The sequence below is a fragment of the Phytohabitans kaempferiae genome, from assembly GCF_042433955.1.
Taxonomy (GTDB): domain Bacteria; phylum Actinomycetota; class Actinomycetes; order Mycobacteriales; family Micromonosporaceae; genus Phytohabitans; species Phytohabitans kaempferiae.
In genome coordinates, this window is sequence record NZ_JBHLUH010000104.1 from 1 (window position 1) to 14,579 (window position 14,579).

A 14,579-nucleotide genomic window follows, 5' to 3' on the forward strand; every position below is an offset into this window, starting at 1 on the left:
GAAACCAAGCCACAGACCGGAAATCATCACCAGTCACCCAGAAGTGACAAAGCACTAAAGGGTGTATGTCCCTGACATAGTCCCTTTGCGAAGCGACCAGGCCCGGCAGCAGCGTGGCAACAGGGGCCGGTGTGGGCACGAGCGAGCCCGCTGAGCGAGATGGTTCGTCCGTGGCGACCAATTGCCCTCCGAACCGAAGGTGAACTTTTCGCCACGCACGACCTGGATCTTGATGACCGCCAGCGTCCCCGCCCTCGCGGACAAGCGGATACGCCTTCGACCGACCAGGCCCAGCCCTGCGTGCCCGGCCCGCAGCCCAAGCGCGCGCCGCAGGCACGACGAGAATTCGCGTCGCGAAGCGACACCAACCCCGACCGCGAAAGCTCTCTTGAGGTCACCAACGTGCCCCGGATCCGGGAACGCGCCGCCTGCGCGCGGCGTCCGGTTTGCGACGCGGCGCGTGGCGTGAGCCGCGTGTCGGGCCGCGTTCGCGGAATGGTTGGCGGGCCGGCGTCGTTGTACAGGCGGCCCACGGAGCAGCCTCGCGGAGGCGCGTGTCGGGCCGGGTCCGCGGAATGATGGGCGGGCCCGCGTCGTTGACAATGGCGGCCCGGAGAGCAGCCCACGCGGGGCGTGTGTGACGGGCCCCGTGTGCGGAATGACGGGCCGGGCCCGGTCGTTGGATGTCCCGGCAGACCGCACCAGCCCGCCAATGGCGGTGGGCGTCTGTATCCCCTTTCTCGTAGCGCCTCAATGGTGCTCGCATGCGCGTCTCCGGTTCGGCGGGGTCGCGCGCGTCCCCCTGGAATGGAGCTATTGAGCATGAACACGTTGCTGCGCAAGACGATTACGGCCGTCGCCGGTTTCACCTTCGCCGGTGGCGCACTGATCGGCCCGGCGTCCGCGGCGATGGCCTCGCCCGCGCCCGCCCCGGAATCTGTCACCGTCGCCCAGGTGGTGGCCGACAAGCCGGGTATGGACAAGCTGATCCCGCACGGTGTGCAGGGTAAGCAGTCGGCCATCAAGATGACCGACGAGCAGGTCGCGAACACGAAGGCGATTATCGCGGCGACGAAGAAGGCCGGTATGGACGAGCGTGCCGCGGTGGTGGCGATCGCCACGTCGCTGCAGGAGTCCAAGTTGGAGAACCTGGGTCACCTGGGTGACGCCAACGACCATGACTCGCAGGGCCTGTTCCAGCAGCGTCCGTCGTCGGGTTGGGGTTCGGTGGAGCAGATCACCGATCCGGAGTATTCGACGACCGCGTTCCTGTCGGCACTGAAGCGGGTTGACGGTTGGCATGACATGCCGCTGACCGAGGCCGCGCAGGCGGTGCAGGTGTCGGCGTACCCGTTCCACTACGCGCAGTGGGAGACGCACGCCGCGAATCTCGTGGCTGACCACTGGAACAGCTGACGCCGGTAACCACCGAATCCGGTGACAACCGAATAAGGCAGCCGCTGGCCGGGTCCCCGCCCCACCCCCCGAGGGACCCGGCCAGCGGTGTCCGCGCTCACGCCCGCAGCAGCGGGGGGTGCAGGACCTCGGCGTCGCCCCGGCGGTACAGCTCGGCGGGGCGACCCACGCGTTGCGTGCGCTGCCCGGTGGAGACGACGAAGCCGGCGGTGGTGGTGGCCTTGCGGTGGAAGTTGCGGGCGTCGAGCGTGGTGCCCCACACCGCCTCGTAGACCCCGCGCAGCTCGGCGATGGTGAACTCGGCCGGGCAGAAGGCGGTCGCCAGCGGCGTGTACTCCAGCTTCGCCCGGGCCCGCTCGACGCCGTCGCGCAGGATCCGTCCGTGGTCGAAGGCGAGCGGCCCGGCGATGGCGGCGAGGCGGTGCCACGAGGCGCCGGCCGCGTCCGAGCCGGCGACCGGCGCCGGGAGGTCGGGGAGCAGCGCGAGGTGAGCCACGCTCACGACCCGTCCGCGCGGGTCGCGGCCCGGCTCGCCGTACGTCCGGAGCTGCTCCAGGTGGCCGGGGGCGGCGGCCAGCCCGGTCTCCTCGCGCAGCTCCCGCCCGGCGGCGGCGAGCAGGTCTTCGTCCTCGTGCACGAAGCCGCCGGGTAACGCCCAGCGCCCCTGGTAGGGCGGGATGCCGCGTTCCACCAACAGCACGCACAGCTCGCCCTGCCGGATGGTCAGCACCACGAGGTCGACCGTGACGGAGATCTGGCCCACGGAGTTATCACCACCTTGACGATAAGTGCCCTCGACGGTTATCGTCATTGCGACGATAACAGAGGGAGGGGTCGGGATGGCCGACATCACGAGGAGACTGTTCCTGCGCCACCTGCGCGGGGCGCCGACGGCCTACGTCCGCCACGTCGTGCGCGGGCGGGTGCGGCACGAGGGCATCGGCACCTCGTTCTGGTACCGGCCGCTCAACGCGGTGCTCTCCGAGGTGCCGGTGGACGACCGCGAGCTGCCGCTGCTGTTCCACGCCCGCACCGCCGACTTCTCCGACGTGACGGTGCAGGCCACGGTGACCTACCGGATGAGCGACCCGGCGGTGGCCGCCACGCGCCTCGACTTCTCGATCGACCCGCTGCGCGGCGGCTGGCGCGGCCAGCCGCTCGACCAGGTGGCCACGCTCCTCGCCGAGCTGGCCCAGCAGCCCGCGCTCGACCTGCTCGCGCGCGTGCCGCTCACCGAGGCGCTGGCCGGCATCGCGACCATCCGCGAGGCGGTGACGACCGCCCTCGCCGGCGAGCCCCGGCTCACCGAGATCGGGGCGAGCGTGGTCTCGTCCCGGGTCGTCGCGATCCGCCCCGAGCCCGACGTGGAGCGGGCGTTGCAGACCCCGACCCGGGAGGCGGTGCAGCAGGAGGCCGACCGCGCGACGTACGCGCGCCGGGCGGTCGCGGTCGAGCAGGAGCGGGCCATCGCCGAAAACGAGCTGCAAAACAAGATCGAGCTGGCCCGCCGCGAGCAGCAGCTCGTCGAGCAGCGCGGTGCCAACGACCGCCGCACGGCCGAGCTGGACTCCGCGGCGAAGCTGGTGACCAGCCAGGGCCAGACCGACCGGGCACGGCTCGCCGCCGAGTCCGAGCGGGTGCGCGAGCAGGCCCGGGCCGACGGTGTCCGCGCGGTCGGGCTCGCCTCGGCGGAGGCGGAGGCGGCGCGGCTGGCGGCATACCGCGACATGCCCGAGTCGGTGCTCTACGCGCTCGCGCTGGAGAAGCTCGCCGGCCAGCTCCCGCAGATCGGTGAGCTGACGATCACCCCCGACGTGGTGACCAAGCTCGTCGGCCGCCTCGCCCAGCAAAACGGGCACCAGGACGGCGAGCGATGAGTTTGCCGCCCCGGCTGGTGACGGTGACCCGTCGCAGCGAGCTGGACGAGTTGCTGGCCCGGCACGGCACGCTCGGCGCGGCCGGCTACTTCCTGCGCCAGCGCGGCCGCGACCTCGCCGAGGTGCGGCGGCGGCACGAGGCCCTGGCGGCCGCGCTCACCGCCGTGGGCGCGGCCGTGCCGGCCGACTGGCGGCGCGGCCACGTCGACCGCGACGACCTGCCGCGCTTCCTCTTCGGGCCGGAGGACGTCGTGCTGGCGGTGGGGCAGGACGGGCTGGTCGCCAACGTCGCCAAGTACCTCGACGGCCAGCCGGTCATCGGCGTCAACCCGGAGCCGGAGCGCAATCCGGGCGTGCTCGTGCAGCACGCCCCCACCGGCGTCGCCGCGCTGTTCCGCCGCCCGCTGCCGGTCGAGGAGCGGGCGATGGTGGTCGCCGAGCTGGACGACGGCCAGCGGCTGCACGGGCTCAACGAGGTCTACATCGGACATCCGAGCCACCAGTCGGCGCGCTACGTGCTGGGCAGGGCGGAGGGTGCCCGGGAGCGGCAGTCCTCCTCCGGCATCGTCGTCGGCACGGGCACCGGCGCCACCGGCTGGTGCGCCTCGATCGCCCGCTCGCTGCCGCGGGCGCCCGCGCTGCCCGCGCCCACCGAGCCGGCGCTGTGCTGGTTCATCCGCGAGGCGTGGCCCTCGCCCGCGACCGGCACCTCGCTCACCGAGGGCCGCCTGGCGCCGGGGGAGTGGCTGGAGCTGACCAGCGAGTCGGAGCGGCTGGTCGCCTTCGCCGACGGGCTCGAGGACGACCATCTGGAGCTGGGCTGGGGTCAGCGCCTGCGGGTCCGCCTGGCTGAGCGCTCACTCCGCATCGTGCCGCGCCGCTGACCCGCCGCGCCGGCCGTCAGACCAGTGCCACGACGAGCAGCGCGATCCCGACCGGGATGTCGATCACCGCGCAGAACTCCGACCAGGTGCGGTGCACGACCTTGGCCACCTTGAAGTGGTACGCGTCCCACACGCCGTGCGCGAGGAAGCCCACGCCGGCAAGCGCGGTGCCCAGCCGGGGCGCGACCGCCGCGCAGACCAGCGTGACCGCCGCGAAGAGCACCATGCCTCCGGTCTGCACGGAGAACGTGTCACCGTCGCGGAACCGGCGCAGCACCACCGCCACGAGCCACAGCAGCACCACCACGACCACGATGCCGACGAACGGGTCGGCCCCCGGCACGTCCAAGATGTGGAGCACGTGCAGCCCCGCCATCACGGTGCTCATCACCGCGAACGCCAACCAGGCGGTCCACGGCCGGCCGAGCACGTACGCGAGCATGTAGATCCCGGCCATCACGGTGACGCTTGGGCCGAAGAACAGCGCCTCCTTGTCGACCAGCGCCATCAGCCCGATCGCCCCCGCCACGGTGACGAGCGCCAGTCCGGTGGGCCAGCGGTCGGTCAGCCTGGCCCGGCGCGGGGCGATCACGTCCGTCATGGTCATGATCTAAGCAGAGGGCTGCTTCACCTCGGCTTCATCGATGGCCGTCGCCGCCGTCCGACCAGGCCCCGGGCCGTGGCTGAGAAGCCGCTTTGAAGGCGTGAACCGCCGGCGTGTGTCGACGACATCGCGCAGACCTGCCGGGAGCTGGCCGTACTCGCCAAGGGGCGGCTCGTCTTCCGCGGCACGGTAGACGACCTGACCCGCCGCGCCGACCGTCGAGTGTGGTCGGTCAGAGCTGTTCGCGAACGGCCCGGGCCGTGCGTGGCGAAAGTTGACCCTGGAGGGTCAATCAGTCGCCACGGACGCGGAGCGTGGACGCGGAGCGTGGGGACGCGGAGGGTGAGGCTGCGGGAGCGGCGGTCTGGAGCGCGACGGGCATCGCGGTAGCTCGGATCTGTCTCCTGGCCCTATGGGCGGTGGCGGGCGGTCAGCGGGCCGGCCAGGGGATCAGGCCGCGGGCGATGAGTTCGACGGTGGCGAGCACGGCGGTCGCCTCGACCGCGAGGAGCCCGACGAGCACCAGCAGTTGGGCGGCGCCCGCCTCGACCGGTGAGGCGCCGCCGAGCAGCACGCCGACGAACGCGCCGGGCAGCGTGACCAGCCCGACCGTGCGGGTCTGGTCGAGGGCGGGCACCAGCGCGTCGGCCACGGTCGGGCGGCACACCAGCAGCGCGGCGTCGCGGTCGAGGAAGCCGAGCGCCATCGCCGCCTCCACCTCGCCGAACCGGGTCCGTAGCGTGTCCATCGCGCGGCGACCGGCCAGCGACGTGGCGGTCATCGCGCCGCCGATGAGGATGCCGGCGATCGGTACGACCGCGATCGGCGTCCGCGGCACGACTCCCGACGCCAGCAGCAGCCCGACGACCGGGAGCGCGCCGGCCGCGATGGCCGCACCGGTGAGCAGGGCCTGGCGCCCTTGCCCTATGCGCCGCGCCGACGTCATCGCGGCGATGGAGAGCATGACCGCGATGAACGCGGTGGTCAGCCCCCACGACCGCAGCACCACCACGATCACGGCGGAGACCGCGGCGAGCTGCACCACCGCGCGCAGGCTCGCCGTGAGCACCTGGCGTCCCAGCCCGATGCGCCCCACGGTCACCAGCGCGGTCGCCGTCGCCGCGAGGAGGACGAGGATGGCGGCGTACCCGAAGCTCGGCTTGATGGTGGCTGCTTCCACCATGCGGTTGTACCCGATGGGGAGCCGGTCAGCCCGCTGCGCGCGTTGTGGCGAGCGCCTCGTCCAGGATGCTCAGACCGAGGTCCAGCTCGTCGTCGCTCATGGTGAGCGGTGGTGCGATGCGCAGCACGCTGCTGACCGCGCTCAGCTGCACGATGTTGAGGTGCAGCCCGAGGTCGAAGCAGGCCCGGGTGACCGCCGCGCCGAGCGCGTTGGCCGGGGCGCGGGTCTGGCGGTCGGTGACCAGCTCGATGCCCTGGAGCAGGCCGCGCCCGCGTACGTCGCCGACCGCCTCGTGCCGCCCGCGCAGGTCGAGTAGCCCGGCGCGGAGCCGGTCACCGAGCCGCCGGGCGGCCGCGTCGAGCGCCTCGCGGCGCAGCGTCTCCAGCACCGCCAGGCCGACCGCGGCCGGGAGCGGGTCGGAGGTGTGCGTGGTGGCGAAGTAGAAGCCGCGCTCGTGGCAGCGTTCCTCGATCTCGGGGGAGGTGACCACGGCGGAGAGCGGGAGGCCGGCGCCGAGCGTCTTGGAGAGCGTGATGATGTCCGGGGTGACTCCGTCGCGCTGGAACGCGTACCAGTCGCCGGTGCGGCACAGCCCGGTCTGCGCCTCGTCCAGGATCAGCAGCATCCCCCGCTCGTGGCATTTCGCCTTGAGCGCGGCCAGGTAGCCGGGCGGCAGCTCGATGATGCCACCGGTGCTGAGGATCGGCTCGACGATGCAGGCCGCGAGGCTCCCCACCGACTGCGCGTCCACCATCGCGAACGCCTGGTCGAGCTGGGCCCGCCAGTCAAGCCGCCCGTCCCGCATCACCGTCGGGCGGTAGGCGTCCGGCGCGGGGATGACGATGTTGCCGGGGATGACCGGGCCGTACCCGCGGCGCGGCACGCTGTACGAGGCGGCGGCCGAGGCGTGCGTGACACCGTGGTACGACTGGCTGAGCGCCACGACCTCGTACCCTCCGGTGTAGAGCTTCGCCAGCCGCACGGCCGCCTCGTTCGACTCGCCGCCGGTGCTCAGCAGGAGCACCTTGGAGAGCGGGTCTGGGAGCGACTCGGCGAGCGCGGTCGCGAGGTCGACCACCGGGCGGCTCAGCATCCAGCTGAAGAGGTGGTCCAATGTGGATACCATGTGCTGGACCGTGTCCACTATGGCCGGATGGCTGTGTCCCAGGAGCCCGCTCATCTGGCCGGAGGTGAAGTCGAGGATGGCGCGGCCGGTGCTGTCGTAGACGTACGAGCCGGCGGCCCGCTCGATGACGGCGGGGGTGAAGGGCCCGCCGTATCGGATCAGGTGTCGCTCGGCCGCCCGCCAGAAGTCCGCGGCGGGTGCGGCTGCGGAGAGGGTCACCCGCTCAACGTAACAATGATGCTCGGCAATGCGATTGCGACTCGTTGCCCGATGGTGTTCGCTCTTGCACGATTGCGGCGTGGATCGAATCGACCGCGCAATCATCGCGCAGCTGCGGCGGGACGCCCGGCTGACGAACACCGAGCTGGCCGACCGCGTGGGGCTCACGCCGTCGCCGTGCCTGCGGCGGGTGCGGCGGCTGGAGGAGACGGGCGTGATCGCCGGCTACCACGCCCGCGTCGACCCGGCGGCGATGGGGCGCAGCTTCGAGGTGGTGGTCTTCATCGACCTGGCCGTACAGGACCAGCGGTCGGTCGAGCGGTTCGAGGAGTGGGTCGGCACGGTCGACGAGATCGTGCAGGTGCGGCGGATGTTCGGCTCGCCCGACTACGTGCTCGACGTGGCAGTGCCCGACCTCGCGGCGTACGAGCGCCTGCTCACCGCCCGCCTGCTCGCCGCGCCGGGCGTGGGTCGCCTCAACTCCCACTTCACGATGAAGACCCTGAAGTCCGACTAGGGTGGCCGCCGGACCGACTACTTGGCGGCGCCTAATAGCTGCGGTATTATGCGAGGCATGATAGCTGCTGCCGGTCCCGAGGACGCCGCCGAACGGCGCACCCAGCTGCTGCGCGGCGTGCTCGACATGTGCTTACTCGCGCTGCTGGCGAAGGCGCCGGCCCACGGCTACGAGCTGGTCCGCCGGCTGGAGGCGGCCGGCTTCGACGGGGTCGGCTACGGCACCGTCTACCCGCTGCTCACCCGGATGCGCCGGCTCGGCCTGGTGACCGACGAGGTGCACGCCTCCCCGTCCGGTCCGCCCCGCAAGGTCTACGGGCTGACCGGGCAGGGGAGGGCGGCACTCGACGGCTGGGCGCGGCAGTGGGCCGACTTTACCGAGATGATCAATACGACGCTGGTCGACGCCCTGCCGTCGACCGGTGGGAGGTGAGCCATGGATCAGCCAGATGACGACCGGGCCGACGAGTCGACGATGGATGTCGACGAGGCCGCGATCGAGCGGGCGATCGAGCGCGCCGACCGTGAGTGGCGGCGGATGCGTGTCGTCGAGCAGGATCGGATCGCTCTCCGCGTCGACCTCCGGCGCGAGCTGGTCGGGGCGGCCGTCGATGGCACGCCTCCGGACGAGCTGATCGGTCCCGACATCGGGCTCTTCGCGCGGGAGCTCGCGCAGAGCGCGGGGGTGCGCCAGGTGTCCTACGAGTTTCGCCGCCTGCTGCTCATCGGCCTCGGCGGGGCGGCGCCGGGCCTGGTCCTGGCGTGGTTGATGATCTGGCATTGGTGGCTGGTCCCCCTCCCGTTCGGCGATGGGCCGATGCAGTGGGTCGGCCGCTACGTGGTCAGCATCGTGGTCTTTCTGGGAGGTGTCCTGGTCGCCATCCATCGGGGGATGCGCGAAGATCCGGTGCGCGGGCGCACGGTCGCCGCCATCGCGGTAGCGATCCCGGTCGCCGGCGCGCTGGCCACACCAGTCACGATGTGGCTCGCGGCGAGGGCCGGCTACAGCACGGCGGCACCGGTCCTGCTCGTCGAGGTCCTGGTCATGGGCGCCGCGCTCGCCGGGGGAGCCGTCCTGGCGCGGCGGTGGGCGCTGGCGCCGATGCTGAGGCAGGGCGCCGCCTGATCACTGGAGGACCGGCACGGCCTGGCCCCGGTCGTTTTTCGCCTCGACCGTCACCTCGCCGGCCGGTCGCCGGGCCCACGGACCGGAGACCACCGGCGTCGACCCCTGCCGCGAGCCCGCCGAGGTCCGCACGCTGATCCGCCGCACCGCGTGGCTGCCGGCCGCGATGTGGTACCACTGGCCGTCGGCCTTGCGGATCCACCAGCTCACCACGACGTCCCGGGCGTAGCGGCTGCACAGGCGCGTACCGGTCGCCGCCGCCACCACCGTCGAGCTGCCGGTGACGACCACCGCGGTGACCAGGTTGGCGCTGCCCGGCTCGGCCGTACGCAGGCAGACCAGGCTCGCCGTGCCCTGCGGCAGGCGCCCGCGCCACAGCTCCCACGCGGTGACCGAGCCGGCGCCGCGGCCGGGCGTGTCGGTGAGCGCGCAGCCCAGCCGCCCCCAGAGACCCGGCCCGCCCGTCGCGTCGAACTCGTGCGGGCGGGCGATCGGCCCCGGCGCGCCCGGCGGGATGTACATGAGGTGGGCCAGCCCGCTCGTGCCGAAGTCGCCGAGCGTGAAGGGCAGGCCCTGTCCGACCAATGTGGACTTAATGCGGAGCAGCGGCCCGTTCCAGCAGCGGCCCGCGGCCGGTACGGTGACCGCCTCGGTGAGCCCGTCGCGCGCGGCGACGTCCCGCCAGCCCGAGCCGTTGAGCGCGCGTACCTGTGCCCCGGTGGCCCACGGCGCCAGCAGGTACCGCGCCTTGCCGTCGCCGGCCGGGACGCGGAGGGCGCTGGCGGCGTACTCGTCGTGCTCCGGCGCCGGCCCGATCGTGAGCGTGGGCTTACCGTTCGGCGGCTGCGCGTACGTGGCGACCCGCGTGGCGTCGGCCAGCACCACGACCGGCACACCGTCGACCGGTCCGGCGAAGAGGAGCCGCGGCGCGCCCACCGGCGGATCCTGCGCGGCACCGGCCGACGCGGTAACGGTCACCGCGCGGTCGCCGGCGCCGCCCACCTGCCACGCCGACGAGGCGGCCTGCACCAGCGCCTCGTCCCCGGCCCGCGACCCCCGGGTCGGCCACGCGGCGAGCGTGAACTCGCTCGTCCCCGTCCACACGTCGGCCGGCACGCGGGCCACGGTCGGCTCGGCGGGCGCCGCGCCGCGTACCCCGGCTTGGTCCTGATTGGACGGTCCGGACCGCAGCCCGGCGACCAGCGCGGCGGCGAGCACCACGACGGCGACCGCCGCGATCCGCCCGGCCCGGAGCAGCCGCACGCCCAGCGGGTCGGGCGCGCGCAGGCGCACCACGGTCGGGTCGGCCGGCGACTCGGCCAGCAAGGCCCGCTGCTGCCCACCGCTCAGCCCGTGCTCGTCCCGCAGCCGCGCCACCAGGGCGGCCGCCGCGGTCATCGCCTCCTCCGCGTCCGACCAGCCCAGCTCGCGCATCACGGCGAGACTGTCCGCGCGGGTCAGCCCTTCGACCACCACGAGTACGTAGGCCGCGCGCCCCCGCGCGCCGAGCCGCGCCAGGCCGTCGGTGACCGTGCGGTAGGCGATCCCGCCGCTCACCGTCGTGTGCCAGGCCCAGGTGATGAGCACCGGCAGGCGCGGCCACCGCGGGCGGGTCGCGGCCCGCAGCACGCGCAGGCGCATTTCCGGGTACGTCAGCTCCGCCCCCGACCGCCATGGCAGTGACCGCTGCACGTCACGGTGGGCCCGGACCAGCCGCCCCTGCGGCCCCCGTCCGGGCGGCCCGACCAGGTAGGCGATCCGCGCGAGCCGGTCGTAGTGCCGCAGGAACAGGCTGCCGGCCGGCGCCGGGAAAGGTGTGGGCGTGCGCTCGGACTCCACGGTTACAAAACGCCTTTGGCGGTCGGTAGGACACGCCATCCCGCCGCTGGCTTGGTGCGCTCGCGGCCGTCTCGCCCGGTCGTGTGGTCAGCCGGGGCGCGGTCGCGGCGGCGGTGGACGTGACGGTGGTGTGCGTGGATGTGCCGGGGCGCGGCGCGCGAGCGGACGGCGTGCCGCGCGGGCAGGACCGGCGAGGTGTGCGGCAGGAGCGGCGGATGGTCAGCCGGGCAGGATCGGGAGGAGCGAGGGCAGGGGGAGGTCGGGGAGCGGCAGGAGCGGAGTGGGCAGCGGCAGGTCGGGGAGCAGCCCGCCGCCCGGCGGGGACGGGGAGGACTCCGGCGCCGGTGCGCCGCCGCTCGGTGGGGGCGGAGACTTCGAGGTCGACGGGGCCGAGGGGCCGGTGCCGGGCGCGGGCGCTGTGGACGGTGGGGGCGCCGGTGGTGCGGTGGTGGTGGGCGGCTGCGGGGCGGCGGCGGTCAAGATGCCCATGAGGGCGTCGACGTCCGCGCGGAGCCGCTTGGCCGTGGCGGGGTCGTCGATGCGGGCGATGTGGGCAGATGCCGTTGCCAGCAGGGCTCGGGCGTCCGCCACGCGGCCGGCCGCCGCGGCGGTGCGGGCGTCGGCGATGGCCTTCTCCGCGGCGAGCGCTTCGGCGCGCTGCGGGTAGACCACTTTGGACACCGGCCACAGTGGACTGCCGGGCTGGGCCTGGTGTGTGGAGACGGCGAACCCGACCGCGACGACCGCGGCCGCGGCGGCGCCGAGGAGGGCCTGGACCAGCCGCCGCTTCCGGGCCGGGTCGCCCGCGGCGACCCGCACCGACGGAGCCGGCGGCTCACCAGCGGCGGCAGCCGGGCCGGTGGCGACCGGCGGAGGCGGGTCGGTGGCGACCGGCGAGGGCGCCTCGTCCGCCAGGTCGGCGCGCCAGGCGGCGAGCAGCTCGGTCGTGAGGTCGCCGTCGGGGGTCTCGCCACGGCCGAGGGCGTCGAGCAGCTCGTCGTCGGCGGCGATCCGTGCCAGCCCGACCGGCTGCTGCTCCTTGCCCGAGCCGCTCATGCCCGTCCTCGCTTCGCCGCGGGCGGGCATGAGGCTTCAAGCGGTCTGTGCCTGATGATGCGCTCGCTCATGCTCGTCCTCGCTGCGGGCGGGCATGGGGCTCCAGGCGGTCTGTGCCTGATGATGCGCTCGCTCATGCGGCGCTCACCTCGTCCAACGCGCTCCCGGCCAGCGTGCGCAGGCGGGCCAGCCCGCGGGACTGCGCGACCCGCACCGCCGCCGCGGACATGCCCATCACCTCGCCGACCTCCTCGGCGGGGAGGCCCACCGCGACGCGCAACAGGATGATCTCCCGCTGCGCCTGCGGGAGGCGGTCGAGGAGGGTGGAGAGCCGGCGGGCCAGGTCGGTGGAGACGGCCTGCTGCTCGGGGCCGGGCGCGACGTCCGGCCGGTCGAGTACGTCGTCGCTCGCCGTGACGGCCGACGAGGCGCGGATCGCCGCGCGCTGGGCGTCGGCGACCTTGTTGGCGGCTATCGCGTACACGAAGGCGGAGAAGGGTCGCCCCTGGTCGCGGTAGCGCGGCAGCGCCCGCAGCACGCCGAGGCACACCTCCTGCGCCACGTCGTCCGCGGTCGTGTACGCGCCGCCGATGCGCCCCAGCCGCGCCCGGCAGTACCGGACGAGCCCTGGACGGAGCTGAGCGAGCAACGCGGACGTGGCTGCGGAGTCGTGCCGGCCGGCGCGGGCGACGAGCTGCGGATCGATCGTTGCCGTCATGACGTGGGGGGACGCACCTTCGTTACCGGGGGTTCAACCTCCGCACCGTACCGGCGGCCAGCATAAATGGCCACCGGAGCAGGCTGGCGGTGACACCGGCCGGCGCCGGCTGACCCGCACCGAGGAGCTGCTCGGCCACCTGGACGAGGAGCCGGTGGTGGAGTCTCCGCCACCGCCCCGCCAGCGTCCGAGGTGGAGCCAGCGCGTCCACTGTAGACCGCTAGTGGCGGTCGACGCGACCGTCAGGCAGGCGTAAGGCGCCCGAGGGACGTACCGCATCCGGGTGGACGTCGAGGTCCGCGCGATCTGGCGGGCGTCCACATTCGTTGATAGCCTCGGTGCCCGGGCGTGACACGAGTGGCACGGCGCGTCGCACGGCGACTGGAAGCTCATCACCGACTACGGGCCGCTGCGCAAGCGGGACATCGGCACCTACCCCGGCGGCTATCCGGGCGAGCCGCAGACGTGCGCGCTGCCGTCGCTGTCCCGCGTGCCGCAGCACATGGCGCAGAACGCGGTGTACGACCACACGGTCAACTGGGTCGCGTACGGCAAGCAGCCGCCCACCGCTCCGAGAATCCAGATGACCGACGGTGTGATCGCGCGGGACGAGCTGGGCCTCGCGCTCGGCGGCGTCCGGCTCGCGCAGCACGCGGCGGCGTTGCGGGTCAACAGCGGCACCAACACCGGACCGGGCTTCTGCTTCCTGGACGGCAGCTCGCAGCCGCTGACCGACGCGCAACTGGCGGCGTTGTACCCGAACGTGCTGTCCTACGTGGACAAGGCGACCTCGGCGGCGCGGGCCAGCGTGCGCGCCGGGTACGTCCCGCGCGACGTGACCCGCGACCCCGCCTGGTACTCCGACATCCGTGAGCTGGTGGCGGAGTACGCGGCAGCCGGCCGGATCGACGCCCGCACCGGGGCGGCGCTGCGGGACCGCCTCCTGCGCGCCGAGCGGCACGGCGTCGCCGGCAGGGACGCGGCGGCGAGCGCCCAACTGCTCCAGGTGGTCGCCGTGGCCACCAAGGACATCCGGGGCGACCGGGCCGCGCGTGACGCCGTGCTCCGCCCGACGCTCGCACTCATCGCGATCGTCGCGCTCGTCGATTGACACGCCCGGTCGCCTCGCGTAGCGTCCACGCCTGGAAAGCGCTTTCCCCGTGCTTTCCGGTGTGCTCTGCGGAGGACGGTGACGCCTGTTTGTCTGGGCAACCCTCTTACTCCACCGTCCTCCGCCGGGCGCCTCCAGCGGGCCACCGCGGGCGCCGTGCCACCGCTGGACCTCTTGCGGGCCTGGGGCTTTGACCGCTGAGCGACGGCCCGGCTTCCGCTCGCTCGGCCCACGCCACCGGTTCGGGCCCGCGCTGAGGCCATGGTCATCCCGGAACTGCGTCGGTGCGCCCAGCTCGACAGCCTCTCCAAAGATGAGCCCGCCGCACCGCGGCGCGGCCGGGCACCTCGACGCCAAGCGCTCGCCAGTCGGCGCATCGTCCTCCCGGACGGTACTGTGCCTTGCGGAGTCGAATCCTGGATCGGGGCACTTTGTCGTGGCAGGCCATGAGGGCGGGGACGGCGTTCAGCGGATACTCCGGGAGATGGCTGAGCTGGTCCTCTCGGCCGGTGAGGGTCTGCGTCTGTCCCAAAGTCTCGGAAAGCTGGCCGCTGATCTCGATCGCGCTGGCGACGACCCGGCGGAGCGGAGGCTGGTGCTGCGGCTCATCCTGACCATGTACCAACAGGGCATGGGCGGCTTCCAGGACCTCGTACTTCAGGACGACAAGGGCGTGCGGCCCGAGCACGATGAGTTCTCCCGCCTGCGCAGCCGCCTGTTCGAGCGGGCCCTGAGCGAGCTGTGACCGGACCGCTGCGGCCAGGCCGGCTCGACTGGTGGTCTCCATGGTCCTAAATGACCTATTCCAGCGGCTGACGTGTCACGACCCGTGAGCGTCGCCGATGCCCGGGGCCGGTCGACCGCGGCCTCCAGGCCGAGGGGTCGGGTCCGTGCGTGGCGAAGA

The 14,579-nt window shown here is 73.3% G+C and carries 15 protein-coding genes and 1 pseudogene; 9 read left to right on the top strand and 7 right to left on the bottom strand.

Annotation, left to right across the window (positions count from 1 at the left end; translation table 11 throughout):
- Window positions 1-822: 822 nt before the first annotated feature.
- Window positions 823-1,416: a hypothetical protein gene (locus ACFFIA_RS41790; RefSeq protein WP_377262610.1), complete on the top strand. Its 594-nt coding sequence runs from the start codon at window positions 823-825 to the stop codon at window positions 1,414-1,416.
- Window positions 1,417-1,513: 97 nt separating this feature from the next.
- Here ACFFIA_RS41790 and ACFFIA_RS41795 read toward each other — a convergent pair whose 3' ends face one another.
- A complete protein-coding gene (locus tag ACFFIA_RS41795; RefSeq protein WP_377262613.1) occupies window positions 1,514-2,227 on the bottom strand; it encodes an NUDIX hydrolase in 714 nt (237 codons plus the stop codon).
- 28 nt (window positions 2,228-2,255) lie between these two features.
- Here ACFFIA_RS41795 and ACFFIA_RS41800 point away from each other — a divergent pair, with 28 nt between their 5' ends.
- A complete protein-coding gene (locus ACFFIA_RS41800; protein ID WP_377262616.1) occupies window positions 2,256-3,293 on the top strand; it encodes an SPFH domain-containing protein in 1,038 nt (345 codons plus the stop codon).
- Complete coding sequence (locus ACFFIA_RS41805) at window positions 3,290-4,177, top strand: diacylglycerol kinase catalytic domain-containing protein (RefSeq protein WP_377262619.1); 888 nt, start codon at window positions 3,290-3,292, stop codon at window positions 4,175-4,177. The genes ACFFIA_RS41800 and ACFFIA_RS41805 overlap by 4 nt, the downstream gene beginning before the upstream one ends.
- A 16-nt stretch (window positions 4,178-4,193) precedes the next feature.
- Here ACFFIA_RS41805 and ACFFIA_RS41810 read toward each other — a convergent pair whose 3' ends face one another.
- From ACFFIA_RS41810 to ACFFIA_RS41820, 3 genes are all read right to left on the bottom strand, one after another.
- Window positions 4,194-4,784, bottom strand: coding sequence for a hypothetical protein (locus ACFFIA_RS41810; RefSeq protein ID WP_377262622.1), 591 nt, complete (start codon window positions 4,782-4,784; stop codon window positions 4,194-4,196).
- 427 nt (window positions 4,785-5,211) lie between these two features.
- A complete protein-coding gene (locus ACFFIA_RS41815) occupies window positions 5,212-5,964 on the bottom strand; it encodes an ABC transporter permease (RefSeq protein ID WP_377262625.1) in 753 nt (250 codons plus the stop codon).
- Window positions 5,965-5,989: 25 nt separating this feature from the next.
- A complete protein-coding gene (locus ACFFIA_RS41820; protein WP_377262628.1) occupies window positions 5,990-7,309 on the bottom strand; it encodes an aspartate aminotransferase family protein in 1,320 nt (439 codons plus the stop codon).
- Between the two features lie 79 nt (window positions 7,310-7,388).
- On the opposite strand from ACFFIA_RS41820, the gene ACFFIA_RS41825 reads away from it, so the two are divergent.
- From ACFFIA_RS41825 to ACFFIA_RS41835, 3 genes are read left to right on the top strand one after another with little or no spacing between them, the layout of a single operon-like run.
- Complete coding sequence (locus ACFFIA_RS41825) at window positions 7,389-7,826, top strand: Lrp/AsnC family transcriptional regulator (RefSeq protein ID WP_377262631.1); 438 nt, start codon at window positions 7,389-7,391, stop codon at window positions 7,824-7,826.
- Window positions 7,827-7,883: 57 nt separating this feature from the next.
- Entirely contained in the window at window positions 7,884-8,258 is a 375-nt protein-coding gene (locus ACFFIA_RS41830; protein ID WP_377262634.1) for a PadR family transcriptional regulator, read from the top strand.
- 3 nt (window positions 8,259-8,261) lie between these two features.
- A complete protein-coding gene (locus ACFFIA_RS41835; RefSeq protein ID WP_377262637.1) occupies window positions 8,262-8,951 on the top strand; it encodes a hypothetical protein in 690 nt (229 codons plus the stop codon).
- Here the strand turns inward: ACFFIA_RS41835 and ACFFIA_RS41840 are convergent, their stop codons facing one another.
- From ACFFIA_RS41840 to shbA, 3 genes are all read right to left on the bottom strand, one after another.
- The gene (locus ACFFIA_RS41840) at window positions 8,952-10,790 is read right to left on the bottom strand and encodes a hypothetical protein (protein WP_377262640.1); all 1,839 of its coding nucleotides are present in this window, start codon (window positions 10,788-10,790) and stop codon (window positions 8,952-8,954) included.
- 219 nt (window positions 10,791-11,009) lie between these two features.
- Window positions 11,010-11,846 carry a hypothetical protein gene (locus tag ACFFIA_RS41845; RefSeq protein WP_377262643.1) on the bottom strand — a complete coding sequence of 279 codons (837 nt, stop codon included), beginning with the start codon at window positions 11,844-11,846 and terminating at the stop codon, window positions 11,010-11,012.
- 133 nt (window positions 11,847-11,979) lie between these two features.
- Window positions 11,980-12,564, bottom strand: a complete 585-nt coding sequence (gene shbA, locus ACFFIA_RS41850; protein WP_377262646.1) for an RNA polymerase sigma factor ShbA — start codon at window positions 12,562-12,564, stop codon at window positions 11,980-11,982.
- A gap of 373 nt (window positions 12,565-12,937) precedes the next feature.
- On the opposite strand from shbA, the pseudogene ACFFIA_RS41855 reads away from it, so the two are divergent.
- The 3 genes and pseudogenes from ACFFIA_RS41855 to ACFFIA_RS41865 form a co-directional block, all read left to right on the top strand.
- A pseudogene (locus tag ACFFIA_RS41855) lies at window positions 12,938-13,387 on the top strand (alpha/beta hydrolase domain-containing protein); the annotation flags it as partial.
- Window positions 13,388-13,399: 12 nt separating this feature from the next.
- Window positions 13,400-13,675: an FIMAH domain-containing protein gene (locus ACFFIA_RS41860; protein ID WP_377262770.1), complete on the top strand. Its 276-nt coding sequence runs from the start codon at window positions 13,400-13,402 to the stop codon at window positions 13,673-13,675.
- A gap of 484 nt (window positions 13,676-14,159) precedes the next feature.
- A complete protein-coding gene (locus tag ACFFIA_RS41865; RefSeq protein WP_377262649.1) occupies window positions 14,160-14,420 on the top strand; it encodes a hypothetical protein in 261 nt (86 codons plus the stop codon).
- The last annotated feature ends 159 nt before the right edge of the window (window positions 14,421-14,579 follow it).

Coding starts and splice junctions, on each gene's coding strand:
- ACFFIA_RS41805 (WP_377262619.1), top strand. CDS start 3,290: ATGAGTTTGCCGCCCCGGCTGGTGACGGTGACCCGTCGCAGCGAGCTG.
- shbA (WP_377262646.1), bottom strand. CDS start 12,564: ATGACGGCAACGATCGATCCGCAGCTCGTCGCCCGCGCCGGCCGGCAC.
- ACFFIA_RS41845 (WP_377262643.1), bottom strand. CDS start 11,846: ATGAGCGGCTCGGGCAAGGAGCAGCAGCCGGTCGGGCTGGCACGGATC.
- ACFFIA_RS41790 (WP_377262610.1), top strand. CDS start 823: ATGAACACGTTGCTGCGCAAGACGATTACGGCCGTCGCCGGTTTCACC.
- ACFFIA_RS41835 (WP_377262637.1), top strand. CDS start 8,262: ATGGATCAGCCAGATGACGACCGGGCCGACGAGTCGACGATGGATGTC.
- ACFFIA_RS41815 (WP_377262625.1), bottom strand. CDS start 5,964: ATGGTGGAAGCAGCCACCATCAAGCCGAGCTTCGGGTACGCCGCCATC.
- ACFFIA_RS41795 (WP_377262613.1), bottom strand. CDS start 2,227: ATGACGATAACCGTCGAGGGCACTTATCGTCAAGGTGGTGATAACTCC.
- ACFFIA_RS41810 (WP_377262622.1), bottom strand. CDS start 4,784: ATGACCATGACGGACGTGATCGCCCCGCGCCGGGCCAGGCTGACCGAC.
- ACFFIA_RS41865 (WP_377262649.1), top strand. CDS start 14,160: ATGGCTGAGCTGGTCCTCTCGGCCGGTGAGGGTCTGCGTCTGTCCCAA.
- ACFFIA_RS41800 (WP_377262616.1), top strand. CDS start 2,256: ATGGCCGACATCACGAGGAGACTGTTCCTGCGCCACCTGCGCGGGGCG.
- ACFFIA_RS41830 (WP_377262634.1), top strand. CDS start 7,884: ATGATAGCTGCTGCCGGTCCCGAGGACGCCGCCGAACGGCGCACCCAG.